The 26,144-nt window shown below is 47.2% G+C and carries 19 protein-coding genes; 17 read left to right on the top strand and 2 right to left on the bottom strand.

Features of this window, described 5'->3' with window-relative positions; genetic code table 11:
- The first annotated feature begins 34 nt into the window (after window positions 1-34).
- The 3 genes from G9U52_RS15960 to G9U52_RS15950 are packed head-to-tail and all read left to right on the top strand — an operon-like array spanning window position 35 to window position 4,877.
- On the top strand, window positions 35-1,813 hold the full coding sequence (locus G9U52_RS15960; RefSeq protein ID WP_166151272.1) for a cache domain-containing sensor histidine kinase: 1,779 nt from the start codon (window positions 35-37) through the stop codon (window positions 1,811-1,813).
- On the top strand, window positions 1,810-3,138 hold the full coding sequence (locus G9U52_RS15955) for an ABC transporter substrate-binding protein (RefSeq protein ID WP_166151270.1): 1,329 nt from the start codon (window positions 1,810-1,812) through the stop codon (window positions 3,136-3,138). The genes G9U52_RS15960 and G9U52_RS15955 overlap by 4 nt, the downstream gene beginning before the upstream one ends.
- Entirely contained in the window at window positions 3,135-4,877 is a 1,743-nt protein-coding gene (locus G9U52_RS15950) for a response regulator (protein ID WP_207953014.1), read from the top strand. The genes G9U52_RS15955 and G9U52_RS15950 overlap by 4 nt, the downstream gene beginning before the upstream one ends.
- Here the strand turns inward: G9U52_RS15950 and G9U52_RS15945 are convergent.
- Window positions 4,865-5,413 carry a GNAT family N-acetyltransferase gene (locus G9U52_RS15945; RefSeq protein WP_166151268.1) on the bottom strand — a complete coding sequence of 183 codons (549 nt, stop codon included), beginning with the start codon at window positions 5,411-5,413 and terminating at the stop codon, window positions 4,865-4,867. The genes G9U52_RS15950 and G9U52_RS15945 overlap by 13 nt on opposite strands.
- 85 nt (window positions 5,414-5,498) lie before the next feature.
- On the bottom strand, window positions 5,499-6,428 hold the full coding sequence (gene cysK / locus G9U52_RS15940) for a cysteine synthase A (RefSeq protein ID WP_166151267.1): 930 nt from the start codon (window positions 6,426-6,428) through the stop codon (window positions 5,499-5,501).
- 555 nt (window positions 6,429-6,983) lie between these two features.
- Here cysK and G9U52_RS15935 point away from each other — a divergent pair.
- The 14 genes from G9U52_RS15935 to G9U52_RS15870 all read left to right on the top strand — a co-directional run bounded on the left by G9U52_RS15935 (window position 6,984) and on the right by G9U52_RS15870 (window position 26,135).
- Window positions 6,984-8,033, top strand: coding sequence for an alpha/beta hydrolase (locus G9U52_RS15935; RefSeq protein ID WP_166151266.1), 1,050 nt, complete (start codon window positions 6,984-6,986; stop codon window positions 8,031-8,033).
- An 8-nt stretch (window positions 8,034-8,041) separates the two neighbouring features.
- On the top strand, window positions 8,042-9,214 hold the full coding sequence (locus tag G9U52_RS15930) for an SGNH/GDSL hydrolase family protein (RefSeq protein WP_166151265.1): 1,173 nt from the start codon (window positions 8,042-8,044) through the stop codon (window positions 9,212-9,214).
- Window positions 9,215-9,438: 224 nt separating this feature from the next.
- Entirely contained in the window at window positions 9,439-10,767 is a 1,329-nt protein-coding gene (locus tag G9U52_RS15925) for an extracellular solute-binding protein (RefSeq protein ID WP_166151264.1), read from the top strand.
- Between the two features lie 98 nt (window positions 10,768-10,865).
- Window positions 10,866-11,741, top strand: a complete 876-nt coding sequence (locus tag G9U52_RS15920; RefSeq protein ID WP_166151263.1) for a carbohydrate ABC transporter permease — start codon at window positions 10,866-10,868, stop codon at window positions 11,739-11,741.
- 17 nt (window positions 11,742-11,758) lie between these two features.
- On the top strand, window positions 11,759-12,637 hold the full coding sequence (locus tag G9U52_RS15915; protein WP_166151262.1) for a carbohydrate ABC transporter permease: 879 nt from the start codon (window positions 11,759-11,761) through the stop codon (window positions 12,635-12,637).
- Window positions 12,638-12,676: 39 nt separating this feature from the next.
- Window positions 12,677-14,458 (top strand): cache domain-containing sensor histidine kinase, encoded by a 1,782-nt coding sequence (locus G9U52_RS15910; RefSeq protein ID WP_166151261.1) that lies wholly within the window; start codon window positions 12,677-12,679, stop codon window positions 14,456-14,458.
- Entirely contained in the window at window positions 14,436-15,998 is a 1,563-nt protein-coding gene (locus tag G9U52_RS15905; protein WP_166151259.1) for a helix-turn-helix domain-containing protein, read from the top strand. Before G9U52_RS15910 ends, G9U52_RS15905 begins: the two co-directional genes overlap by 23 nt.
- Before the next feature lie 97 nt (window positions 15,999-16,095).
- On the top strand, window positions 16,096-18,624 hold the full coding sequence (locus tag G9U52_RS15900; RefSeq protein WP_166151257.1) for a beta-mannosidase: 2,529 nt from the start codon (window positions 16,096-16,098) through the stop codon (window positions 18,622-18,624).
- 212 nt (window positions 18,625-18,836) lie between these two features.
- Window positions 18,837-20,567, top strand: a complete 1,731-nt coding sequence (locus G9U52_RS15895) for a sensor histidine kinase (protein ID WP_166151255.1) — start codon at window positions 18,837-18,839, stop codon at window positions 20,565-20,567.
- Window positions 20,567-21,682, top strand: a complete 1,116-nt coding sequence (locus G9U52_RS15890; RefSeq protein WP_166151253.1) for a response regulator — start codon at window positions 20,567-20,569, stop codon at window positions 21,680-21,682. The genes G9U52_RS15895 and G9U52_RS15890 overlap by 1 nt, the downstream gene beginning before the upstream one ends.
- Before the next feature lie 130 nt (window positions 21,683-21,812).
- Window positions 21,813-22,955, top strand: coding sequence for an MFS transporter (locus G9U52_RS15885; protein ID WP_166151251.1), 1,143 nt, complete (start codon window positions 21,813-21,815; stop codon window positions 22,953-22,955).
- Window positions 22,955-23,650, top strand: a complete 696-nt coding sequence (locus G9U52_RS15880) for a PIG-L deacetylase family protein (protein ID WP_166151249.1) — start codon at window positions 22,955-22,957, stop codon at window positions 23,648-23,650. Before G9U52_RS15885 ends, G9U52_RS15880 begins: the two co-directional genes overlap by 1 nt.
- A 169-nt stretch (window positions 23,651-23,819) precedes the next feature.
- The gene (locus tag G9U52_RS15875; RefSeq protein WP_166151247.1) at window positions 23,820-24,101 is read left to right on the top strand and encodes an alpha/beta-type small acid-soluble spore protein; all 282 of its coding nucleotides are present in this window, start codon (window positions 23,820-23,822) and stop codon (window positions 24,099-24,101) included.
- 132 nt (window positions 24,102-24,233) lie between these two features.
- Window positions 24,234-26,135, top strand: coding sequence for a heparinase II/III domain-containing protein (locus G9U52_RS15870; RefSeq protein ID WP_166151246.1), 1,902 nt, complete (start codon window positions 24,234-24,236; stop codon window positions 26,133-26,135).
- Window positions 26,136-26,144: the final 9 nt, after the last annotated feature.

Below are 26,144 nucleotides of genomic sequence, written 5' to 3'. Positions count from 1 at the left end.
AAGTAGTGTATGTTATAACTCTGGAGGCTGACTGATGTCGCTGCGCCATAAAATCATGCTAGGCGTGATTTTGCTTGTTTGTATTCCGATTATTTTGATGGGTAGTATGACTTACAGACTGTTTTCCGGGGCTATTGAAAAGCAAACCGAAAATTTTTATGCCAATAGCCTGCTGGAAACAGATCGTAGAATTCAATATGCCTTGAATGAAATGAATGTTATATCCGATTTGAGCATCATCCAGCCGGTTATCCAGCAATTTTTAAAGCGGAAGAGCCCAGTGGATTTTCGTGAAGGCGAAGGGGCTGCGAACCGCCAGCTGTTAACGGAGCTTAATAATCTGCTATTATCCCATCCGAAAATAACATCATTAACCTTATATAACCAGTCCGAGCTGATCCATAGCTCAACCGTACAGCCTGCCCCAACTTATGAAAAGCTAAAGGAGCAGCCCTGGTACCCGCGAATGACGGCATTAAAGGGGCGCCCTTTGTGGCTGGGGCCTTTCGAGAACGAAGCAGCCTCCAATCAACAGCTTACCCATGTGCGTATGATCAAGGACTATAATTCACTGGAGAATATCGGCACCTTGGTGCTGACGGTGAAGACGGATGCAGTCGACCATGTATTCTGGGAGGCGGGTACTATTAAAGAGGGCGAGATGATGGTCGTCAACCGCCAGGGTATGGTGCTATTCAGCAAATCAGGTAAGCATCTGGGCGAACCTATTGCCTTTCCTTTTTTAGACCAAAAGGAGGAGCGTCGCACTTATATTGACAAATATGAAGGCGAGCAAACCTTTATTACCTATTATCCTTCGCAAACCAACGGCTGGTATTTGGTAGCGCTGACACCCCTTCATGTCATGTATGCAGAAACGGTAGGAATACGTAATCTGGCGCTTGGCTTATTGGTCTTCGCCTTGCTTAGTGTCCTGCTATTTGATGCGCTATTTATTCGCAAGCTGGTCCATTCGATAATTTCAGTCGTGAAAGCGCTGCGATTGGCTGAAGCCGGCAAATTTACCGAGATTTATCTGGGCAGGGAGGTATACCGGGATGAATCGGGCTTACTGGTTCGTGGCTTTAACAAAATGAGCAGGCAAATTCAGGAACTGATTAGGCGGGTCGAGGAAGAGCAGCAGCGCAAGAAAGAAGCGGAGATGCAGGCGTTGGTGGCGCAAATTAATCCGCACTTTATTTATAATTCGTTGGAAACGATTAATTCTATGGCTGTGCTTCAAGGAAATAAGGAAATCAGCAGGCTTGTCATTTCTCTTGGCAAGCTGCTGCGTATCAGCATTAGCGAAACACAGGAATTGGTTCCGATTGCAACAGAGCTTGAGCATGTTAAGCATTATTTATTTATCCAAACCTGCCGATTTGGTGACAAGCTTGCTTATGAGATGGAGCTTCCTGAGGTTTGGAAGCGGCACTTAACTTTGAAGCTGATTGTACAGCCAATTGTCGAAAATGCTTTGTACCATGGCATCGAGCCTCTACAGGATAAAGGGATTATTCGTATTCGTGTTATGGAGGTCGGCAATGACCTTGTTGTTGAGGTAGCAGATAACGGGCTTGGCATCGAGCCCCAAAGGCTGGAGGAGCTGTTCGCTGGCAGGCAGCCCCATATGGACAAGGCCAAGCATCGAGGTGTAGGGATGAAAAATGTCCATGACCGGTTAAGGATTCGATTTGGTGCCAGCTACGGTATTATGGTTTGTGGAACGAACGGGGAAGGAACCATTGTAAGGATTCGGATGCCACGTATTCTTGATGACGGGCAAGCTAGCCAAGGGAGAGTGGGTTTATGAGCAGGCTTACAGCCCTATGGAGGCTTGGTGGATGTGCAGTCTTATTCATATGCATGCTTACTATAAGCAGTTGTACTCAAGAAGCACCGTCTCCAGCGGCTGAAAAGATTAAGCTCAGCTTTCGTCATGTTTGGACACAAGCACATAACGCCAATATGCTGAAAATTGTAACTGAGGTAATTAAACAATTTGAGCTGGAGCATCCGAATATCCGCGTTGATTTTGAAGGGCTTGACCAGACCGTACACCGCGAGCATAGGCTGAAAAGTGAGATGGTTACAGGCAATCCACCCGATATATTCGTCCTGTTCAGCGGTGCTGAGATCGAGCCCTACGTGCGGGCAGAACGGCTTCTGGATGTAACCGATTTCTTGCGGGAGCATGGAATGTCCAATAGCTTTTACGATCTAAGCTTATGGAAATTTGGCAACGGAATCTATGGGCTGCCGATTGAAGGCTTTGCCGAGCCGGTCTATTACAATAAGCAGCTGTTCGCAGATCTGGGACTATCTGTACCCACGAATTGGGAGCAGCTCGTCCAGGTTATTGTAAAGCTAAAGGCTGCGGATCTTGTTCCTTTTGCACTGGGTAACCAAGAGCGTTGGCCGGGAGCGATGCATTACCATTACTTTCTACAGCGGTTTGCGGGCTCTGCGCCTATTGAACGCATTGTCAAAGGGAATGGAAGCTTTATGCAGGCTGAATATGAGCAAGCAACCCAACGGTTTCTAGAGTTCAGCAGCCTGAAGCCATTCCCCAGTTTTTCGGAAACTAGGAGTATCGCATACGCGGAGCAGCTATTTCTGGATGGAAAAGCCGGTATGTTCTTAAACGGCAGCTGGGAGCTGAATATTTTCCAGGGCGAGCAGGCCAAGCCCGGCTTCGCGGAAAATGTAGGTGTTTTTAATTTTCCGGTTCTGTCAGAGCCTAAGGAAGGCTCGCAGGGTTTAGCCAGTGGCTATACCTTCGGGCTTGGTCTGTCGGCTAATCTGGAGGGGGAGCGCCGCAAAGCTGCATTAGAGCTGCTGGGCGCGATTTATTCCCCAGATGTGCAGCGACGGATCGTTTACGAAAGCTACAGGCTGCCAGCTATGAAAATTGCTATTGATTATGAACGTACCGGTCCAGTGTTTAAGCAGATCGTTGATTTGCTGGAGGCTTCTCCTGCTGTCTTCGTCCCTTATGATAATGCGCTTCCCCCTGCCTTACAGGAGCCCTTCTTTCAGGTTGCTGAGCAATTGATAGCTGGCAGCCTGACGGCTGGGGAAGCCCTGCAAAGGCTGGAGCTAGAGCTTCAGCGGTACTACCTGCTTGTAGGGAAATGAAAAAGTACATCGGAACCTATATAAGCGGTGCCATACAATATTCAGAGCTTGACTATGGGGGTGTCGCTTTGTCAAGAATTTATCGAGTTGTCCTTGTGGATGATGAGCCCATTATATTGCGCAGCTTAAAGGTAGCTCTGCCATGGGAGGAGCTGCAAATGGTTATTGTTGGAGAAGCTGCAAATGGGAAAAATGGTTTACAGCTTATCCAGGACCTGAAACCCGACATCGTCATTAGTGATATTCGAATGCCTGTGATGGATGGTATTTCCATGATGAAGGAGGCTTTGTACCAAGAGCCTTCCTTGATTTTTGTGCTGCTAAGCGGATATGGTGAATTCGAATACGCCAGAGAGGCGCTCCGTTATGGTGCATCAGACTATCTGCTTAAGCCAGTTGACCACGAAGAGCTGGAGGCGGTGATGCATGAAGCCCGCAAGAAGCTGGATCAAGAGGCGGTGCGGCAATTGCAGCAGGATTACCTGACGCGCTCGGCCCAAGCCTTGTCGAGCCTGCTCCGTGAACGGATGATCAGCAGCATGCTCGAAGGTAACGATAAGCCGTACAATCCGACTTATTGGCTGCAGGGCTGGGATTTAGAGCATCCCTATGTGATGCTTGTGGTTGGCTTTGATGATACCTTGGAGGTCAATCGCTGGAGTCGGGAGGACCGTAAGCTGTGGTTTTTTGCAGTGGGAAATGTCTTGAATGAATATGGTGAGCAACACGGGGCGGTAACGGTATTCCCATTCCGAAGCGGGGAGTGGGTGCTGCTGCTGCATGCAAGCGTACAGCAGGCCGAACACACAGCCTACGAAATTATTTCACTGGTAAAGTCCTGCACCAAGCTGTCCTGCTCTGTCGGCATTAGCCAGCAGCATGCCGGCTTGGATGCACTGTTTGCTTGTTATCGCAGCGCACAGCAAGCATTACAGGCCCGGTTCGCAGGAGGGCGTGAACGGGTATATACGGATGAGGCCGGTGCAACAGCGGTATCTTCATGGGCTCACGAAGATACCGCTGCTGGAAATATGGCACAAGCCGGAGCGCGGCCAGCGGTGCCACAACCAGCAGGCTCGCTGCTGCATTGGGAGCAGCGCTTGACAGAGGCGCTGGCCGGCTTTGACCGCAGCCAAACTGCACAATTGCTCGAAGAGCTGATTAACGAGCTGCGAAGCAAGGGGAAGCAGCAAGAGGATGCGGCTGCAATGATGATTGAGCTGGCTGTAGGCATTTCCCGGCGGTTAAACGACATTAGCGCGGAGCCCTTAGCTGAATTGAAAGAGCTCATTTCGCATATTCCTCTCTGCGGCACACTCGAAGAGCTGGAATGGCTGATGAGGGATACCTTATTTGAGCACACAGCACGCTCTACACGTGTTACCGCCCGAGAGGATGAGCTCAGGTCGATCCACAAAGCGATCGATTATATTGCAAGCCGTTTTCATCATGATTTAAGCATTGATGAGGTATCTGAATTTACGGGCCTTAGCTGCAGCCATTTTTGCGTACTCTTCAAGAAGGAGAGTGGTGTGACTTTCCTGGAGTACGTAACGAAGCTGAGAATGGAGCGGGCATGCTCCATTCTGCGCAACACCGATGTTAAGGTGTACCAAGTCGCCCCCTTGGTCGGCTATCAGGATGCCAAATATTTTACCCAAGTTTTTCGTAAGCTGCTGGGAATGACACCCTCTGATTACCGCTCTAAAAACCACAATGGTGCCGATCAGCGCCTGTAAGCCTTTTCGTGAAATTCGGTGATATGCTCAAACAACAACTCCCCCTCTGTGGGGATTTGGGCGCTTTGCTCGATAATCAAATACATGGCTTGGTATTTTTCCGGCACCCATTTATAGGTGTGGACGTAGCTCGTAAGTAAAAAGTCGGATTGCTGCCAAAAGTGAACCCTTTTCTGATAAAACGGGCTATCCTCATATTCAATTTCAACAACGACTCCGTCACAGTGCTCGCTATTCCTCGCCCAGCTTAGGATATAGTCCAAAAATAATTGCCCAGTGCCTTGGCTGCGCCGATCCTCGCGCACGGCTATGTAATCAATGACCAATGCATCGATACCCTCAAGCTTTCCTGTCAATGCCATGGCGGTCATATCTGAACCTTCCTTGGCAAAATGGAGGTGGCCGAGCTTTCTTTGAATGACCCGGCGAATGATCGCTTCGGTTTTGCTGGCGCTTGCCTCAAAGGCTTGCCTGTATATGGAACCGGCTTGTGTCCAAATATCCTCGTCCCATTTGTCGGTTGTATAAAATTCCATCCTTATGCCTCCAGCATGATTTTTTATTCATCCTATCAGATATTGCAAAAGCTTGCGAGGAGCCGTCTTAAGGCTCCGATATCTTTTACCCAAAAAGATTCGTGGATAAATAGCGCTCTCCAGAATCTGGGAGCAAAACGATGATGCTTTTGCCTTTATTCTCAATACGTTTGGCGAGCTGGGTTGCAGCGAACAGGGCGGCTCCAGAAGAAATGCCTACGACCAAGCCTTCCGTCCGGGCGACTAATCTTGCGGCTTCAAATGCCTCTTCGCTTTTCACTTGATAAATTTCGTCGACTATCGCTTGATTATAAATGGAGGGTACAAAGCCGGCTCCAAGCCCTTGCAGCTTATGCACACCGCGGTTGCCTCCCGAGAGGACAGGGGAGTCAAATGGCTCCACGGCCACGATTTGAACCGATGGTTTTCTTTGCTTGAGAACCTCGCCAACGCCAGTAACCGTTCCTCCCGTCCCTACACCGCAGACGAAAATATCGACTGCACCATCGGTATCCCGCCATATCTCTGCTGCTGTCGTTTGCCGATGAATCTCCGGATTGGCTGGATTATCGAATTGTTGTGGCATGAAGGAGCCGGGAATCTCTGCCGCAAGCTCCACGGCTTTTCTCATTGCGCCCGGCATCCCCTCCGAGCCCGGAGTCAGCACTAATTCGGCACCAAGCGCTTGCAGCAGATTTCTGCGCTCCAAGCTGAATGTCTCCGGCAACGCAATAATGAGCCTATAGCCCTTGGCAGCGGCAACAAAAGCCAAGGCAATTCCGGCATTGCCGCTGGTTGCCTCAATGATAACCGAGTCCGGACCAAGCAGCCCTTGCTCCTCGGCAGCTTTGATCATCGCATGCCCGATTCGATCCTTAACGCTGCCTGCAGGGTTAAGGTATTCCAGCTTAGCGATAATGCTGGCTTCGAGTTGATTATGTGTATTGTAATTGACAAGCTCGAGCAGCGGCGTATTGCCAATAAGATCGGTTAAGCTTTTTGCGATATGAGTCATGGATCCAAGCCTCCAATTGTTTAAATCCTTATTTTCCTATGCATATAATATGTTATTAACGGTATCATGATCGCCGCTTTATGACAAATCAGTAATTTTGATAGAAGATCACTTTAAAGGTTCGACAATAAAAACGATATTTATCCTACAGGAATCGAGCACATTTTAATTAGATAGATGGTACTGTGAGGGTATGGCTTTGTAACCAGCGGAGGTGGCTCTATGGATGATGCAGTAAGATCATTTAAGGGGATTTTTATGGGGGTTTTACTGAGCATACCTGTATGGATATGCTTGATACTTCTGGTGAGGGAGCTATATAACTGAGAGCTTTTATGCCAACTGCTAACCAACAAAGCCTTTTTCCAGAGATGGGATTAAGGGCTTTTTTATTGTAAACTAAACAAAGCTGGAAGTGGTCGTCGCAAGAGTCAAGCCGTCTGGAATGGAAAGGATAGATTTTGGACATTGTAATGTTGTTTATGGGGTTAATGTGGATCATTCTGGGAAGCTTACGAAGTAAGTTTTCTACGAAAACTCTTAGGAGGGCAGCTTATGGATACAGAAACATTCACTTTTTTAGATGCCGATCAGTTGGATATATTCGTGTATCATTGGCGCTCAATGCAGCAGCAGAAGCCCCGGGCGATTATCCAAATTGCCCATGGGATGGGGGAGCACGCGGGCCGTTATGAACGGTTGGCCAAGGTGTTGATAAGAGCTGGCTATGAAGTCTATGCCAATGACCACAGGGGTCATGGCTTGACGGCTGGAGCTCCTGAGCAGGTCGGGAAAACAGGCTCAGATGCCTTCAATAAAATGACCGATACAATGGCTCAATTAACTGACCAGATAGCAGCGAGCCATCCGGGCATACCCATTTATTTATTGGGGCATAGTATGGGTTCCTTCCTAACGCAGCAATATATGTACAAGTATAGCAGTAAGGTGGAAGGGGTTATCCTTTCTGGAACCAATGGAAAGCAATCACCTATGCTGCGGGTGGGAATTCTGATTGCCAGCATGTTGGTATCATGGAGAGGCATTGATCACCGGAGCCCGCTGCTTATGCTGCTGACTTTTGGCAGCTATAATAAAGCTTTTAAGCCTACGCGAACGGTCAGTGACTGGATCAGCCGCGATGAGGCGGAGGTGGATCTCTACATAGCGGATCCGTATTGTGGCGGCATCTTTACGGCAGGATTTTTTAGGGATTTTTTCCGTGGCCTTCTCGATATTCATCGCCCACAGCATATGGACCAAATCTCGAAAAAGCAGCCAGTCCTTATATTTGGAGGAGACCGTGATCCCGTCGGACAAATGGGTAAGGGCGTTCGCCAGCTATTGGGCATGTATAACAGGCTAGGTCTGGAGCATGTTGATTTTAAGCTCTACCCAGGTGGAAGGCATGAGATGCTGAATGAAACCAATCGTGAGCAGGTAACGAGCGATATGGTGCAATGGCTGGACAGACAGATAGGTCAAGTGCAGCTTGATGAGACTGGCTTAGATAAAAAGCAGGGATATCATATAGATGTGAATCGAGTTGAAGCAAATGAGGCTCAAGTTGAGGGAAGTCGTGCAAGTAAGCTGCTAGGAGGTTGATCAAAGCGATGTGGTTTTCGAGGATCAGGAAGCTTGTACTAGGGATTGGAATGTTGGGGATTTTATTTGCTCTTCTAGGGTCTTTTGCACCTTACACTTATGCTACGAAAGCCACGGAAGCTACGGTAGTCTCACCTACCGATCCCCATATCCAATATTTTGGAAGATGGGAAAAAACAAAACCCGTTTTCAATAGCTATTGGCCTGGTGCTTATTTCAAAGTGGGATTTACCGGAACCACCGCCCAACTCCAATTAGCCGCTCCTGTTAACATCTATGTGAAAATTGACAATGGTAGCTACAACCTGTACCCCAAAGCAAGTGGGGTGGTCAATCTGACACCATTACCTCTTACTTCAGGCAGCCACACTTTAACAGTTGCCTCTAGAGATATAGGGGATGTGATCCCACTTAAAGGTCTTATCTTGGATAGCGGGGCGGCAACCCAGGCTCCTACCATCCATGATCCATTGATTGAGTTTATAGGAGACTCCATCACGGTAGGCTATGAAACAACAGATGTTGCCCTGTCTTCCTATGCTTGGCTGACAGCCGAGCAATTAAATGCCGAGCATACTCAAATCGCTTATACAGGTATTTGTTTGGTGGATCAAATTGCCTGTTATAGCACGAACTTGATCGGGATGAGTAAGCAATTTTTCAAATTGAAAACGGTAGCTTATTCTGATTCGCCAGAGTGGAATTTCAACAAATTGGAGAAGCGGCAGCCTTCTGCTGTCGTTATTAATCTTGGAACCAACGACTCCACCTTTCATGTGTCCAATGCAGATTTTCAAAGCACATACACGGATTTTTTAGCCGAAATTCGCGAAAAGTATCCTTTAGCTTCAATTTTTGTGCTCCGTACTTTTGGGGGCTACCAAGCTGAGCCTACATTAGCCGCTGTCAACAGCCGGATTGTGGCCGGGGATGCCAAGCTTCATTATATCGACACAACAGGCTGGCTGCGCGCCTTTCCATCACCAGACTATTTGGATGGTGTGCATCCCTCGGATAGGGGTCACCTAAACGTTGCGAACCGGTTGGCTCCAATCCTTCAGCCCTATTTACAGGGGCAAAACAGGAATTCGGCATTAAGCGAACCCGAAATGAAAAAGGAGAATAAGCTGAGCGATATTTGCCAGCTGTTGGGAAAATGGTTTAAAGCGATTGTTCCGTAAAATGTTAAGGAAAAGTGAATCTTTAATCCCACCTTATTGGAGGGAGTGAAGATTTTTTTTGTCAGGAACTGCTGAAAGCCAGTACCCTAGTCTCTATTTGGCTCCGCACCGCTAGGCACCTGAATCTGATCTTATTCTACCCTGCTGCTGATCATATTCCCCTTACAGAGTGGTTAAGATACTTGTAGAATAAACAATAGAAATGAAAGGGGAGAGTAAAAATCATGAAAAAGGTTTCCAAATTAGCACTAACTACATTAGTTTCCACGTCCCTGCTTGCAGGCTGTGCCGGAGGACAAGCAACAGACAGTAACGGCGCTGCGGCTGGTGGGGCAAGTACAGATAAAGCAAAGGTTACGATTTGGCATAACTGGACAGGCCAGGATGCTAAAGGGATCGCAATGCGCAAAATTATTGAAGATTTTAAAGCCCAGCATCCCGAAATTGAGCTGGAAGCAGAAGGACTGCCAACAGACGGCTTGAAAACCCGTTTACGGACTGTAGCTGCTGCAGATGAAATGCCGGATCTGTTCGTTATGTGGCCGGATGCGATGACTAAGGAATTCGTGAGTGGCAAGCTGCTTCAGCCGGTTAACGAGTTTTTGGACAGCAAGCCGGAATGGAAGAACAACTTTATTCCTAACGCATTGGATGGCTATACAGTTGATGGAAACATTTACTCCGTACCGATGAATTTGGCGCCAAGCTCATTTATTTATTACAACCAAGCGATTTTTGATAAATATAATGTGAAGGCACCCAAAACCTGGGACGAGCTGAAAGCAGCGATTGATACCTTTAACAAAAACAATGTCATTCCTATGGCATTAGGCAATAAAGCGAACTGGGTTGCGCAATCTACCATTTTCAGTACGATCGCAGACCGTGTGACAGGGACGGACTGGTTCTTGAAGGCTTCCGCCCAAAATGGCGCGAAATTTACAGATCCTGAATTTATTAAAGCACTAACGGTGCTTCAGGATTTGGGCAAATCCAAAGCGTTCCAGGATGGCTTTAACGGCATTGATGAGAACCAAATGATGCAACTGTATTTCCAAGGCAAAGCCGCAATGTTCATGGATGGCGGATGGGCAGCAGCCAATCTGGTCAACAATGCACCTAAAGAGGTTTTGGATACTACACATATCGCTATATTGCCAGCAATTGATGGTGGTAAAGGTGAAGCCCAGTCCACTGCGGGTGTAGTAGGTACAGGCCTTGGCGTAAGCAAAAAGCTAACGGGTGCCAATAAAGCTGCGGCTATGGAGTTGTTCTATGCTTTGTCAGGTCCTGAGGGACAGAAAGCAACGCTCGACAGCAGTACGCTAGTTAGCTACAAAATCGATGTAGATAAAAGCAAAGCAAATCCTTTGTTCGTGGAGCTGAATGAGCTGATGAAAAATGTTAAAATTAGCCCCGTTTATGATTCCAAATTGAGCTCGGCGGCAGTTGAAGTGATTAATAATGGTCTACAAGATTTGCTAATGGGTGGTAGCCCAGAATCTGTTGCCAAAAAAGTGCAAGATGCACAAGCTGGCGCTCTCGGCAAATAAGCAATCAGCAATCAATCATGCATAACAACAACCTACAACGTTTTAGTTACCAGCCCTCCCACGCGGAGGGCTAATTATTTGGAAAGGAAGTGAATGAGATGAATACGCTGAATGCAAAGCGGTTTATCGTAATGGGCCTGCTCCCATCGATATTGATTTACACCTTGTTCGTTTTTGTGCCCGTGATTTGGTCGGCTTATTACGGATTTTTTGATTGGAAAGGGATTGGCGAAGCCAAATACATCGGTCTGAAAAACTATGTTGAGGTCATCCATGATACGATATTTTGGCGTGCTTTAAAAAATAATGTGATTTTCGTGCTCGCTTCTGTGTTTGGGCAACTGCCGCTTGCTTTGATTCTAGCCATTGTGCTGTTCAAAAATAATGCGCTGCAGCGTTTTTTGCGTTCCGCGGTTTTTATGCCAATGGTCATGTCCTCGGTCGTGATCGGGATGATCTGGCAATACATTTATCACCCGCAAATCGGTATCCTTAACTTTCTGCTTGACTACCTCGGGCTTGCAAGCTGGAAGCTGCAATGGTTGTCCGATAGCAATATCGCCATCTACTCGCTCATTCCACCGCTTACCTGGAGCTTTGTTGGTTTGTATTTAATTATTTTCATCTCGGCCTTGCAAAATATTCCCGGTGAAATCCATGATGCCGCTCAAATTGATGGCGCGTCAGGTGCCCGCAAAATCATATCGGTCACGCTTCCGATGATTTGGACAACGATCCAGGTAGCGATTGTTTTATGTATTTCAGGCAGCTTAAAATCCTTCGACTTGGTTTACGTTATGACCAAAGGTGGTCCTGCCCATGCGACAGAGCTTCTCGCCACTTATATGTATAACTCGACCTTCTCCTCCTATCGGTATGGATACGGGAGCGCTATTTCAACCTCGATCATCCTGCTAAGCTTGATCTTTATTGGGACTAGCCAATGGTTGACCAGCAGAAAATCTAAAGCTTAAGGAAAGGAGTGTTTAACATGGACAACACAGTAGCGCCATATTCACAAGCCTCATCACGTAAAGCACGTTTCTCCGCCAAAAAATTAAGAAGCGCGATATTTTGGACTCTCATGGCCGTTTATGGTATTTTAACGTTATACCCTTTGTTCTGGCTGTTCATCAGCGCCTTTAAAACCAATGCTGAATTTCTTAATCGGCCCTTTGGTCTACCCTTGACTTGGCAGTTCGATAATTTCGTCAAAGCTTGGCAAACCTCGAAAATGGGCACGGCTTTCGTCAATTCCGTCATCGTTTCGATGGCTTCCTTAATTATTACTTTATTCGTATCTGCGTTAGCATCTTTTATATTAGCAAGGCTGCAGTTCAGATTTAAAGGCTGGATTCTTGGGTTTTTCGTTGTTGGAATGCTGATCCCGATTCATAGCACCTTAGTACCCTTGTTTATTCTAATGAAGCAGCTGTCGCTGTTAAATACGTACTGGGCGTTAATATTGCCTTATACAGCCTTTGCCTTGCCTACTGCAATCTTCGTGCTTGTCGCCTACTTATCTTCTGTTCCTAAAGAAATTGAAGAAGCGGCGTTTATCGATGGAACGGGCTTATGGGGCGTGTTTTTGCGAATTATGCTGCCGATCTCGACGCCTGCGCTTTCCACAGTGACGATTTTAAGCTTCTTGCATTTTTGGAATGACTTTTCCTTCGCGCTTGTGTTTATTAGTAAATCGACTTTAAAAACGCTCCCGCTGAGCATTGCGACATTCGCAGATGGCTTTCAAACAGATTACAGCCTGACCTTGGCGGCGATGACGATCGCGGTAATCCCGACCATTCTTGTGTATCTGCTGTTCCAGGAGCAGGTGATGAAAGGCATGACGGCAGGGGCGGTAAAAGGTTAAGAAAAAAAGAATCATGTAGGTTGCAGGGGGCTATATTCGATGTCAGTTTGGCGATGGATGGGACAATCTTTACGGCGCAAGCTGACACTTATGATGCTGGTTATTTCGTTAATCCCGCTATTGTTTCTTGGCGGGTTTGCTTTCGTTATCTCCTCCAAGATCACCGAGGAAAAGACGGAGCAAGCGGGCATCGACACCCTGCGCCAGATGGACGCAAATCTTCGTTTTATTATTAAGGATGTTGAGAATATGTCCATCTTTATGATCGGGCAGAGCAATATCCAGCAATATGTGAATGCACTTGAAGAGGATGTGGGCAACCAGACACGCATTCTCAGCTTTATGACCAACCTAATTGCATCAAAGGAATATATTTCCAATATTACGATTGTTCCGGCCAACTCGAATCCTCCTTTATCGACAACGAATCTGTACCAGTCCGATCTGGACAAGATGATTAATATTCGTGAAGTGTCAGGGAAATTGTGGACTACCTTATATACGGTGGAAAATTATGCAGGGAAGCAAAATGTAATCTCGTTTATTCGCCCTCTACGCAGCGTGGATAACTATCGTAATTTGGGCTGGCTGACGATTTCGATTGATGAAAAGGCGATTTCGAAATATTGGTCGGAGCCCAAGTTGGGTGAGGGGCAAGGCGAGGTCGCGCTGCTTAACGAGCAAGGCATCGTGCTCTCGGCGACGAATAAAGGCTGGCTCTCCCAGCCCTTCGATTCGCTGCTTCCGGGTATGCTGGCTGCGATGAAGCCGGATTTATTCGGCGTTATGAACCATGGTGAAGGGGCAACAAAAAAAACGATTCTCTATTTTCGTGAGCCTATTGTAAAATGGAAGCTTGTAGGTGTTATTCCCTTTGACTTGTATAGTGCGCAGAACCGCTATATATTGTTGCTAACAGGTGTGGCGGTTGCTGTTTCCATCATTGCTACAGTAGGCTTGATCTTATTCCTGATCCAGCGGGTTACCAACCCATTACGCGTGTTGACAAGATTATTAACAAAAGTGAATCCAGAAGAGCCGCTGCCGTTGTATTCCGTAGCTTCATCCGATGAGATCGGCAAGCTGGGGGAGAGCTATAATATGCTGGGCAATCACATTGAGAAACTTAAGGTGCAAGTGATTCGTAACGAAGCGCATAAGAAGGAAGCGGATATGAGGGCACTTCAAGCCCAAATTAATCCGCATTTTCTATATAATACGTTATCTTCGATTCACTGGATTGCTTTAATGAATGATGAAAAGCGAATTGCCGATATGGTGGGCTCCTTAAGTGATTTTTTGCGATTTAGCCTAAACAAGGGAAATGAATTTTGCCCTGTCCATCAGGAATTGGCTCATATCAAAAATTACACACAAGTGCAATCGATTCGCTACCCAGATAAATTTGATTTGGATATGGTTGTGGACCCCGACCTGCAGGACAAGTACATGCTCAAACTGTTGCTTCAGCCGCTGGTAGAGAATGCAATGATTCACGGGATCCAGAAAAAAGAGGGAAAGGGGATGATAACGGTGTACGTAGAGCAAAAAGCAAGCCGAATAAGCTTTCTCGTACTGGATGATGGAGTAGGGATGACAAATGAGCAATTACAGGCAATCCGAAGAAACTTGAACCCACAAGGCGGTGAGCAGTATACAACCGACGCTAATTACGGCTTGAGAAATGTAAATGAACGGCTGCAGCTTCATTATGGCAATGATGCCGGCTTAATCATCGAAAGCAGGCCTAATGCCGGTACCCGAGTCTCATTCTCCATTCCTATTTTGGAGGGCCAACATGAGAATCATGATCGTGGATGACGAGGTTATTATTAGAACAGGATTAGCGAAGGTTATCAAGTGGGATGAGCTGGGCATGGAGCTGCTGGAGCCTGCCGCGTCGGCAGAGGAAGCAATTGGGCGAATCCCGCTGGAGCGCCCTAACATACTATTGACTGATATTCGGATGACAGGGAAGACCGGGCTACAGCTGGCTGAGGAAGCAATTCGTATTCTGCCAGATCTTGAGGTTATTGTGCTCTCGGGCTATGATGATTTTATGTACACCCAGCAGGCCATTCGCCAAGGCGTCAGTGATTATTTGTTGAAAACAAGCAGGCCGGAGGAAATCATCAAAACCGTGCTGAAGGCCAGGCAACGAATTGAAGAGAAATGGGCGGCGCATAGCCAGGATCATTTTAAATATAAAGAGGCACGCAACCGGATGTTCGAGCGGCTAATTACGGACGGTGAGGCCGAGAAATTCGATATGCCTCTGCTTGCCACCTATTTCCCGGCATTATTCGGGGAGCACGAAGCAGCAGGCGGTGATTTGCAAATATTTATTGTGTCAGCGGAAGGCTGGGAGGAGTCACCCTCCTCATCTTCTTTGCTGCTTTTTGCCGTGGACAATATGCTGCAGGATTTGATGAACTGTGAATCCCTGTTGGAAAAGAAGCGGATTGTCGCAGCCATTCGGCTGGGTAGCAGCAGCGAGAACGGGATGTCGCATTTGCGGTTTATTTTCCAGAAGGTGGAGCGCTTGCTAAAGTGCAAGCTTTTTGCCGCCTTTGGTACGGCCGTGCAGCAGCCTGATCAACTCCATGAATCCTATGCAGCAGCGAGCGAAGCATTTGGTTATAAATTGCTTATCAACGAGAGTATATGGAAATATGAGGATATTGGGAAAAGAAAGGGCGGTAAAACGTTCAGTACGCATGATGAAGAAATCGAGCTTTCCTCGATTTTGCTGGAGGATGATACGGTAGCGCTCAAAAGCTGGGTGCAGCGGTTTATCCAGGTGCAGATGGAGGATCCCGAGGTGACCATCGAATCGCTGGAGGCTTTGCTCCATTCCGTCGCTATTTCGGCACATCGCTGGCTGGAGCGGGTAGTGGCAGCTACTGGACGCGAAAGTGTGGTGGACGACCGCCCTGCGCATGTGCAGCTCAAGCTCACCGTCACGCCTAAGGATACGTTGTTTCAGCATTTATATGCGGTGATGAAGCTGTATCATAACCGGTTGGGCGAGGGACAGGCGACGCATGCGCAAAAGGCGATGGCTTATATTGAGGAGCATTTGGGCAGCGATGTAGGGCTTCAGCAGGTGGCCAAGCATGTGCATTTGCATCCGAACCATTTAAGCGAGGTTTTCAAAAAAGAAGTGGGCGTCACCTTTGGCGATTACGTCACTAAGCAAAAAATTCAACGAGCAATGGAAATATTGACGATCTCACCGGCAAAAATCAGCGAGGTCGCTTATGCGGTTGGTTATGAGGATGTCAAATATTTCAGCCAAATTTTTAAAAAGTATACGGGAAAAACACCAAGTGAATTCCGCGAAGCGGCAGGATCATCCTAACGAACAGACCATCGTCAGCTAACCCGAATAGATACACAAGCTGTGTTGGATGAATAATGAGAGAAGTTGGATGAATGATGAGAGAAGAGGGACATACATGGAGTTGACAGGCGTTTGGAGAATTCAGCATTTTGATGTGGGGCAAAAGCGCCCAATGGAGGTGGCTTCGGCTTACCTGGATGATCGTTTTTGGATTACAGCGCAGGTGCCCGGAGATGTGCATTCGGCACTTATCGAAAGAAATATTATAGAGAATCCGTATTTCGGACATAATGACGCGAAAAGCCTCTGGATTGAGCAAAAAGAATGGTGGTACCGGACACAATTCGATTTTGTGAAGCAAGAAGGCAGCGGGCATAAGCATGAGCTGGTGTTCGAAGGCTTGGACACCTTTGCGACGATTTATGTAAATGGGCTGGAAATCGGGACGACCGACAATATGCTGATGGCTCACACGTTCGATGTGACGAAAATTGTGAATAATGGTAAAAACAGCATCGCCGTGAAATTCGACCCTTTATATTTGCACAACCGTGACAAGGAGCAGTTTCAATGGTCCTCTTATACGAAGGAGCGTCCATGGCTGCGTAAAGCGGCAATGAATTTTGGCTGGGATTGGGGTCCGCGGATGGTGACCGTCGGTATTTGGGGCAAAGTCAGGCTGGAAAGCCACCGGATGGCCAAGCTGGAATCGGTTTTCGCCCACACGGTATCGGTGGATGAATCCGAAGCTGTCATCAACATTGATCTGCAAGTCACCTCCTTTGCCAAGGATCAGGATCTGGTATGCGAAGTGAAGCTGCTCTCCAAGGACGGGCTAATCATTGAATCCGAGCAGCTGCCAATCGACAACCTGACAGGCTCGGTTGAAATGGTGGTACTTTCGCCACAGCTATGGTGGACTCATGATTTGGGCGAGCCTTATTTGTATGAGATTGAGGTTACGCTGATAGCCAATGACGAGCAGGTCGATACTTATCGCAAGCCGTTTGGAATCCGGACGATTGAACTGCAACTAAAGGATGCGCAAGATCAGCATTCGTTTGCTTTTGTGATTAATGGCGTGAAGCTGTTTGCCAAAGGCTCGAACTGGATTCCTGCCGATAACTTTATCGGTGCGATTCCGGACCAGCGATACCGCGACCTGATTGCCCTTTCTGTCGATTCCAATATGAATATGCTGCGTGTTTGGGCGGGCGGGATTTATGAGAAGGATGTATTTTATGAGGAATGCGACCGCCGCGGTGTGCTGGTATGGCAGGATTTTGCTTTTGCCAATGCGTTGTTCCCTGAATTTAACCGGAACTTTATGAATAATGTGCGCGACGAAGTCGTTTATGCAGTCAAAAGATTGCGTAATTATGCTTCCCTGGCGCTATGGTGCGGCAATAATGAAATCGATTGGCTCTATGATATGAAGTCGGCTGCCGGCGATATTACAAGTCCTTTCTATGGAGAAAAGATTTACCACGAGCTGATTCCTGAGGTGCTGGAGCAGTTCGATACAAGCCGCGCCTACTGGCCTTCATCACCTTATGGCGGCAACGATGCCAATGATCCTGATGTGGGGGACCGTCATAACTGGCAGGTGTGGCATGGCTCCGTTTATCCGCGTAAATTCGGCGATGTTCCGCTGCTCGATTACAGTATTGAAGGCGTAACGTTCAAAAATTATAAAAAAGACTTCACCCTGTTCAGCAGTGAATTCGGCATGCATGCTTCCGCGAACCGTTACACGCTAGAGAAAAATATTCCGGCTGGGCAATTTTATTGGGGCAGCGTCGAAATGGCTTACCGAAACAAGGACACGAACCACCAGAAGGGCATCCTCTTGATGGAGGGCTATACCGGCATTCCGCAAAATATCGAGGAATACATGAACTTCTCGATGCTGACGCAAGCCGAAGGCCTCAAATACGGCATCGAGCATTACCGCCGCAATAAGCAGCGGATTAGCGGCTCATTGGTATGGCAGCATAATGATAGCTGGCCAGGGACAAGCTGGTCGCTGATCGATTACGAGCTGCTGCCGAAGGCATCGTTCTATTACGCGAAGAAATTTTACCATCCGCTGCTGCTCTCTATCGATCATGAGCCGGGGCAATCGCTGGATGTATGGGTCGTTAATGACCGTGTGGAATCGTACAGAGGCGAAGTGAAGCTTACCGTCTATGATTTCACCGGCAATGAAATATATACAACATTATTGGCTGCGGAAGTGCCGAGCAATGGTGCTATTAAGCTAGGTAGCTTGACCGAGGCCGAGGTGCTACAGGGCAGAGCGGCGGAAGAGGTCGTTGTCAGGCTTACAGCCGTAGGCTGGGAAGCCCCGGACAACCTCTACTACCTACGCGACCAAAAGGACCTACGCATGCCTGCAACAGCCTTGCAGGTCGAGGTGGACGCCGATGAGCAGTCCGTCACGATTACGGCGCAGGGCTCGCTGGCGCGGATGGTGAAGCTGGATCTGCCGCAAGGCAATATCCGCTTTAGCGACAACTTCTTCGATTTGCTGCCGGGTGAGCAAGCGACGGTGCGGATCAGCGACCCGCTGGGCAAGAAGGTAGCGTTAGCCGAGTTGAGGGTGTCAGCATTAAATGATGTGTTTCCGGACACGGCTGAGTAATCATTATGTGAAAAAACACTCCCAAACAACGCTATAAAGCATAGATTCCGGCTGGCCTGAACGTCATTCTCAATGACATCACGGGCCAGTTTTTTTTAGGTTTTATTGTCGAAATCTGAAATGACATATCTTGCAATCTATGGTTTCGTATACTATATTGAGAGATACGAAGAGCTCAATTATTTTTATGTCAAACATAAAGGGTCTGCCTGATGAATTCCACCGTAGAACTTGTCTTTATGATTGCTTCACTGATCATGACGGGCATCATATTTTTCTTTATATACAGGTTTAGAAAAGAACGTGGAGTAAGTTATTTTATCGGCGTGATCGTGTGCAGGATTATTTACTCAAGCGCGGTCATTCTGGAGAAAAGCAGCTATTTATTAATGGAGAAGCTGATTTTTCGCAATGTTCAGTATACGGCGCTTAATTTTATAGTGCCTTTCTTCATTTTGTCCGTACATGAATTGATCGGTAGTGGCAAGATAGTAAGGGCGCGATGGAAGATCATGTTGTTCGTGGTGATCGCGCTCTGGTCGCTGCTTATGTGGTTCGATCCTGAACTTCATTTGACCTATCGCACGATCGAGCTCTATAACGGCCATTTAGTAACGACGAGAACCGTCTATTCCACCACGTTCATTGTCATTTGTTATAGTAGTCTGGCTGTATGTATCTATTTTCTATTTCAGTATGTACGCAATATCCGTACCGATTTTCGTAAGCCGGGAATGTGGGTTCTGGGTCTGTCCTCATTGCCGCTTGTTTTTGAGATAATGAAATCTGTGAAACCCGAATGGTCGACCTGGTTGCTTCCGTTGTCGGTTTACTGTGGGTTTACAGGTATGTTAATGCTTGTGATTATACTGCGGATTAAGTTTTTCGCTACGATTCCGATTGCTAGGAATATTGTGCTCGATACACTTCAGGAAAGTATTGTGATAGCGAATGCTTCAGGAAAGATTATCGACAGCAATAAACAAGCCTCCCAGTGGTTTTCAGAGATAGGATATCCATCTATTTATGGTCGGAGTATAACCGAATTATTGGCATCTTGGCCGGAGTGGCATAAGTTATGCAAGTCAATGGAACAGGGACGTGTGGAGATTGACGCTTGGCTGGATGGAGAAAGAAAAGTCTACAATGTGAACGTATATCCGTTACATATACTGGGTAAGCAGGGACAGGGCAGCATTTCTCTTATTTTTGATATTACGGAGAAGCAACGGCATCTGGAGCAGATTGCCCACCTGGGCCAGTTGAAGGATCAACTGTTTACAATCGTGTCGCATGATATTCGTAGTCCACTGGCGTTGCAGTTTCAACTAATTGAGTTGCTGGAAGAAGATAGAGACAGTTTCAGTAAGGACCATCTGGAAGTCATTGAGATGTTAGGTGGCCAGATTCGTAATACACTCGGAATGGCTACTAATTTGTTAGAGTGGTTTCGCAGCCAGCGGGAAGACATGGTGCTTCGTCCACAGTCACTGGAGCTGTCTGAGGTTGTTGAGGATTGTTGTCATTTGCTGCATATTAAAAGTGAGGCCAAACATATAAGCGTGAATAATACGATTGCCTTAGGCACTCGTGTGTATGCTGACCGGGAAGCGCTTGGATTAATTATTCGTAATTTGTTAACCAACGCCATCAAATTTACTGGACTGGGGGGTTCCGTCCATATACATGCCCAGTTATCGGGGGACATGGTGGTCGTTTCCATCCGTGATAACGGAGTGGGTATGGAAGAGGAGCAGGTTCGTCAGCTATTTGAAGAGAAGCAGCTCAACTCAATGGCAGGCACCTTGGGAGAGAAGGGGGCTGGACTCGGGCTGCTCGTAAGCCGGCAGTTCGTACAACTAAGCGGCGGAAGTTTATGGGGGGAAAGTAAAGCAGGGCAAGGAAGCGTATTTCACTTCACCATGAGAGGCGGAACAGAGTGATGAAAGTTCTCCTAGTTGATGATGAGCCAGCCATGCTATTGGCTATGAAGCGGCTGCTGTCCAGGATAGAAGGCGTGGAGCTTGTTGGAAGCTTCCAGAATGCGGCAGAGGCGCTAGACTTCGTTCGGGTCAGGGACGTGGACCTCGCCTTCCTGGACATCCAGATCGCTGAGGACGATGGTTTAGAGCTGGCTCGCAGCTTGCGTTCGATTCGTGCTGGACTTGACATCGTGTTTACAACCTCCCATGCAGAATTCGCGATTCAAGCTTACGACGTATATCCACTCGACTACATGGTTAAGCCGATTTCCAGAAAGCGCCTGGCCCAGACTATCAATCGAGCGGTTAGCAGAAATAGCGCTTCTTCTGGTGATGCAGGTGCCCTCACACCTAATCGACTGACGGTTCGGGGACTGGGTTGCTTCGAGGCGAGCAGCGAGCAAACGGGTGTCATAAAATGGATTTCCAAAAAAAGTATGGAGCTCTTTGCATATTTGCTCGTTAATCGAAGTCGAAGTGTAGCCAAAACCCGAATTTTGGAGGACATTTTCCCGGAGATGTCTCTTAAGAATGCGGAAGTGTATCTCAATACGGCGGTCTATCAGCTTAGGAAAGTGTTGTCACTACATGGATTCGAGGATACGGTTATTTCAGGGCAAGAACAATACCGTGTTGATTTGGATCAGATAAATGCCGATTTTATTCAATTTGAGCGGGCTGTGGAGGAATTATCCGAAATTAACGCAGTAAATGAGGCGGCGGCTATTGCGTTGGAGAAAAGGTTTACCGGCCAGCTGTTCGAAGATAAAACTTATGTGTGGGTAATTGTGGAACGTGAGCGGTTAGCGATCATATACGATTCCTTTGCCAAGCGTCTGGCGAGCTGGTTTCTAGCTCGTAAGCGATTTAGAGAAGCAGCACAAATTGCGAGAAGAATTGTATCCCGTAATGAATTTGAAGAAGAGTCAAATCTGCTGCTGCTGAATATACTCGGAGCCATGGGAGATCGACAGTCCCTCCATAACTATTATGAGCACTATACACAATTGCTGCTACAAGAACTCGGCTTGCAGCCTTCGCCGATTATTCAGCAGCTATATGAACAATATCAGTGATCACCTTCTCATATATTGAGGGGGTGTTTTTTGTCGCTTATCACTAAAACAGACCATGTAGAGACAAAAATGTTTTGCTGGAAAATATGACTTCGGTTAGAATAAGCTTTGGAGGAAGTGGGGAAAAATTATGCTGAAAATAGTCATCCTGATAGCCTTTGGATTTCACACGATGGTCAATATGACAAGGCCTATCACCACGTTATATGCCACTGGCCTAGGCGCCAATACATTCGATATTGGGATGCTTACCGCAACCTATGCGATCGTTCCCTTGATGCTGGCGATCCATGCAGGGCGATTTGCAGATCGGATGGGAGACAGGCTTCCCGTGCTGCTGGGCACATTTGGAACGATGCTGGGATCGATCATCCCGTTCCTGTTTCCGTCTTTGCTATCCCTCTATATTTCGCAGGCATTAATCGGTATTTCACATGTGCTTGTGCAAATTTCATTACAGAATGTATTGGGCAACTCGGCGACCCGCGAAACCCGCGACCATTTTTTTAGTATGTTCAGTATGGTTGTGGCTTCTGGCAGCTTTATTGGTCCAATTGCCGGCGGTTATTTGGCGGATCATTTCTCTTATTCGCATGCGTTTTTTGCGGCATCTTTTGTCGGGCTGTTACCCGCGGTTGTAGCTATTCTGATTCCAATTATTAAGCAGAAAAAGGAAAAAAACATCAAGGAAGAAGGCTCCAGCTCCCTTAGCCTTTTGAAAATCCCCGATCTGCGAAGGGCGCTTGCTACTAGCGCATTAGTGCTGTATTCGCGAGATATTTTTGTCGCCTACTTCCCCTTATTCGCTTCGCAAGCCGGTATTTCCGCGTCCAGCATTGGCTGGATTATTGCCATACAAGGCTTGGCGATGATGGCGGTAAGGTTTTTTCTGGGAAGGCTGACGGTCTCTCTTGGCCGTGACCGCATTTTAATGGTATCGATCATAACTGCTGGTTTGTCGTTCTTGTTCATCCCCATAGCCGGTAATATCTATGTGTACACGTTATTAAGTGCATGCATGGGTTTTGGATTAGGCTGCGGGCAGCCGCTATCGATGACAACGACCTATAACGCATCGCCCAAATCAAGGACTGGAGAGGTTTTGGGTCTACGTCTGGCATCCAACCGATTATCACAAACGGTAGCCCCTTTATTTTTTGGATTGGTCGGCTCATGGGCGGGAATCTTGTCAGTTTTTTATGTGAGTGGTGCTTTTTTAATCGGGGGTGCGATTCTTACAAGGTCGAAGGAAAAAGAAAAGGAGAACTCTTAATGGATATAGCCATACAAAAAGCAGGTTTTATTTATGCACATCCGGATGATGAAACATTTCTTAGCGCCTGCTTGATCCGACAATTAGCCGATCAAGGAGAGGCACCTGTGTTGCTGCTTGCGACTAAAGGGGATGCCGGCAAAAAAAATGGCGATGTTAGCCATCTGACGAACGAGCAGCTAGCGGCTGTGAGGGTTAAGGAGATGGAGCAGGCGGCTGCTATCCTTGGTTTAGCTGCTGTTGAGCACCTCGGCTATCCGGATGGTAAGCTGCAGGAGGTGGAGCCGGTTGGTTTTGTTGATGCCATTATTGAGTTTATTAACAAGCATCAGCTGGAGGCTATTTTCACCTTCCCGGAGGATGGAGGCAATTTCCACCCCGACCATATCGCAATTTCACGAATGGCCACCGCCGCCGTATTAAGCGGAAAGTGTCCTACTGTGCGTAAGCTGTATTATTTTATGACGGCTGCTTTACTTAATGAAGGGCAACAGCCTTCTTTTATCTTGGATACAGAGCCACAATGGGCAATGAAAGCAGCAGCGCTTCGCGCACATCAATCACAAATATTGGCTATTCATCGGTATTTTGGCGACTTGGTAGTTTTCCCTGAGGATAGAAGATACGAGTCCTTTGTACTGGCGCATGAATGGGATCAAGAACAAGCTGCTTATAAATGCTTCATTAAAATGTAACTACCACCCCGTATAGGATTGCTGGATAAAAGAAAGCTCTGTTCATGTCTGATAACCTACGTTATCGGACTTTTTGCCATCTTGGTTGGTTAGTTTTAAAATGCACGGCATAGGAAAAGCTTGCTTAGCCCATTCTATAGATAATACCAATATAGAAGGAGCTGTTAGTATGGCTAGGCGAAGAGGAAGAAATCTGATCGTACCGCAAGCTGCACAAGGCATAGAGCAATTCAAGGGTGAGGTTATGCGGCGAAAGGGCTACACTGTTAATATGAACGAGCCGGAAAATGTTAAGTATGAGGTAGCCCAATCTTTGGGAATACCGCTGACAACTGGACGCAACGGACATTTGTCAACGGAGCAAGCGGGTAAAATTGGTGGGCAGATTGGCGGAACGATGGTACGCGAAATGGTACGGATGGCGCAGCAGAAGCTGATTGAGAAGCAATAGATTTTTTAAGGGGAGGCAGCAGAGGCTGCTTCCTTTTTTTGAATTGACGGCTCGATGTATTTTTTGCATAATGATACGCATAGAAGTCTGTAATTTCGGAGCATTCAGAGAATAAGAAAGAGGCGTTGCTTAATGAAAATGAAAGAGCTGCTGCGAGCCTTGCAATATGGTACGAAGGAAGGACAAGGTAGCCTCTTTGCGGATGCTTGCAGCAATGAGAAATGGCAGCAAATTGCCAGCTCTACTTATTATGCGGACCAGCTATCGGAATTTCGGGCTTTGGGTGAGCAATTGCTGCAAGAACCGATTCAAGTGCTTCCTTATAGCTTATATAAGCAATTTGATACTTCAGGGGAACGCAGTCGTTATCAAGAGGGTTATTTTGAACATAGGCGCCGCCTTGATGTATTTGCTGTGCTTGCGATGGTCGATGAGAACCCCAAGTATATCGAGGCGCTTGAGGATATCATTTGGGCGATTTGTGAGGAGTATACATGGTGCTTGCCTGCCCACTTGCATGGTAACAGCCTTAGTGTTATTGATGAATTAAATCGCGAACGAGCCAAAGGGGACACGATCGGCTCTTCCCCAATGATTCCGGCACGTTATGCAGAGCACCGCGCTGAGTTGGATTTATTTTCGGCGGAAACGGCATTTTATTTAAGTGAAATTACTTATTTGTTAAAAGCGCGCTTGTCCAAGCTGGTCGTTCACAGGGCTATTAAGGAAGTGAAGGAACGGGTGCTAGATAGCTATGCGTCCCTTTCCCCTGCCTCCGAGTGGGAAACGAGCGAGATGAATTGGGCAGCAGTCTGCGCGGGTTCCATTGGAGCGGCTGCGATGTACTGCATACAGGATGACCAAATGCTCGCTCCACTGCTTCACCGTGCGATGGAGAGTATGGATTCCTTTCTAGACGGATTTCCGGGTGACGGTGCATGCTTGGAAGGCGTTATTTATTGGAATTATGGTTTTGGTTTTTATACCGCTTTTGCCGAGCTCTTAAAGGAACGGACTGCCGGGCAAGTCGATTTGATGCGCCAGGACCATGTAAAGCAAATTGCGCTGTTTCAGCAAAAAAGCTACTTGAACGAAAACTTTGTAATCAGCTATTCGGATTGTCCATTAACCTCCAACTATATGGCGGGCTTAACGCACCGCTTGAAAAAGTACTTTGATGAAATGGAAATCCCGGATGCACAATTTCTTGGCGACATTCTTGGCGACAGTTGTTTTCGGTGGATGCATGTGATCCGAAATCTGGTTTGGAGCGACCCTTCCTTACAAGGCGAGGCGCTGCAGGACCATTCGTATTACTTAAATGAAGCCGAGATTATCGTTAGCCGGACTACGGTTCATACCTCGGAGGGACCCAAACGGATTGCCTTTTCAGCAAAAGGAGGAACAAATAACGAGCCGCATAACCATAATGATTTGGGCAGCTTTATTGTGCATGCCGGAGCCCAGCCTTTATTTGTAGATCCAGGCGCAGGGGTATATACCAAGCAATATTTTGGCGACCAGCGTTATGATATCCTGAGCAATAGCTCGTTAGGGCATTCGGTGCCTATTATTGAAGGCAAGCTGCAGCAGGCAGGTGAACATTTTAGGGCAACACATTGCGCTGCATGGCTTTCCGAAGAGCAAGACGAGATGGTGCTGGATTTATCGCAAGCGTATGATTCTGCTAATTTGCTGAAATTGCAACGCTTGTTCCGGTTTGATAAAGCTAAAGGCTCTCTGGTGCTTGAAGATGAATATGTATTTAAGGAGCAGCCTACTTCGGTTACAGAGCGCTTTGTTTCTTTTCTGCAGCCCACGTTAATTTCGCCGGGAGTTATTAGATTACAAAGTCCAGCTGCAGAGCGTGCTGAGCTGTACTACGACGATGAACAATTAAGCTGTACTCTTCATAAAGAGGATTTTGTTGCAGGAGATCCGCAGCGCAGCTCTTTGTACGCTATCCAGCTTTCCGCTCGAAACCCGCAAATAAGAATGCGCACTTCCGTAAAAATTGCTGTAAACTTTGTCTGATCAGGGGGG

The organism is Paenibacillus agricola (assembly GCF_011440305.1).
GTDB classification, from domain to species: domain Bacteria; phylum Bacillota; class Bacilli; order Paenibacillales; family NBRC-103111; genus Paenibacillus_S; species Paenibacillus_S agricola.
This window is presented reverse-complemented; position numbering and strand designations above follow the sequence as displayed.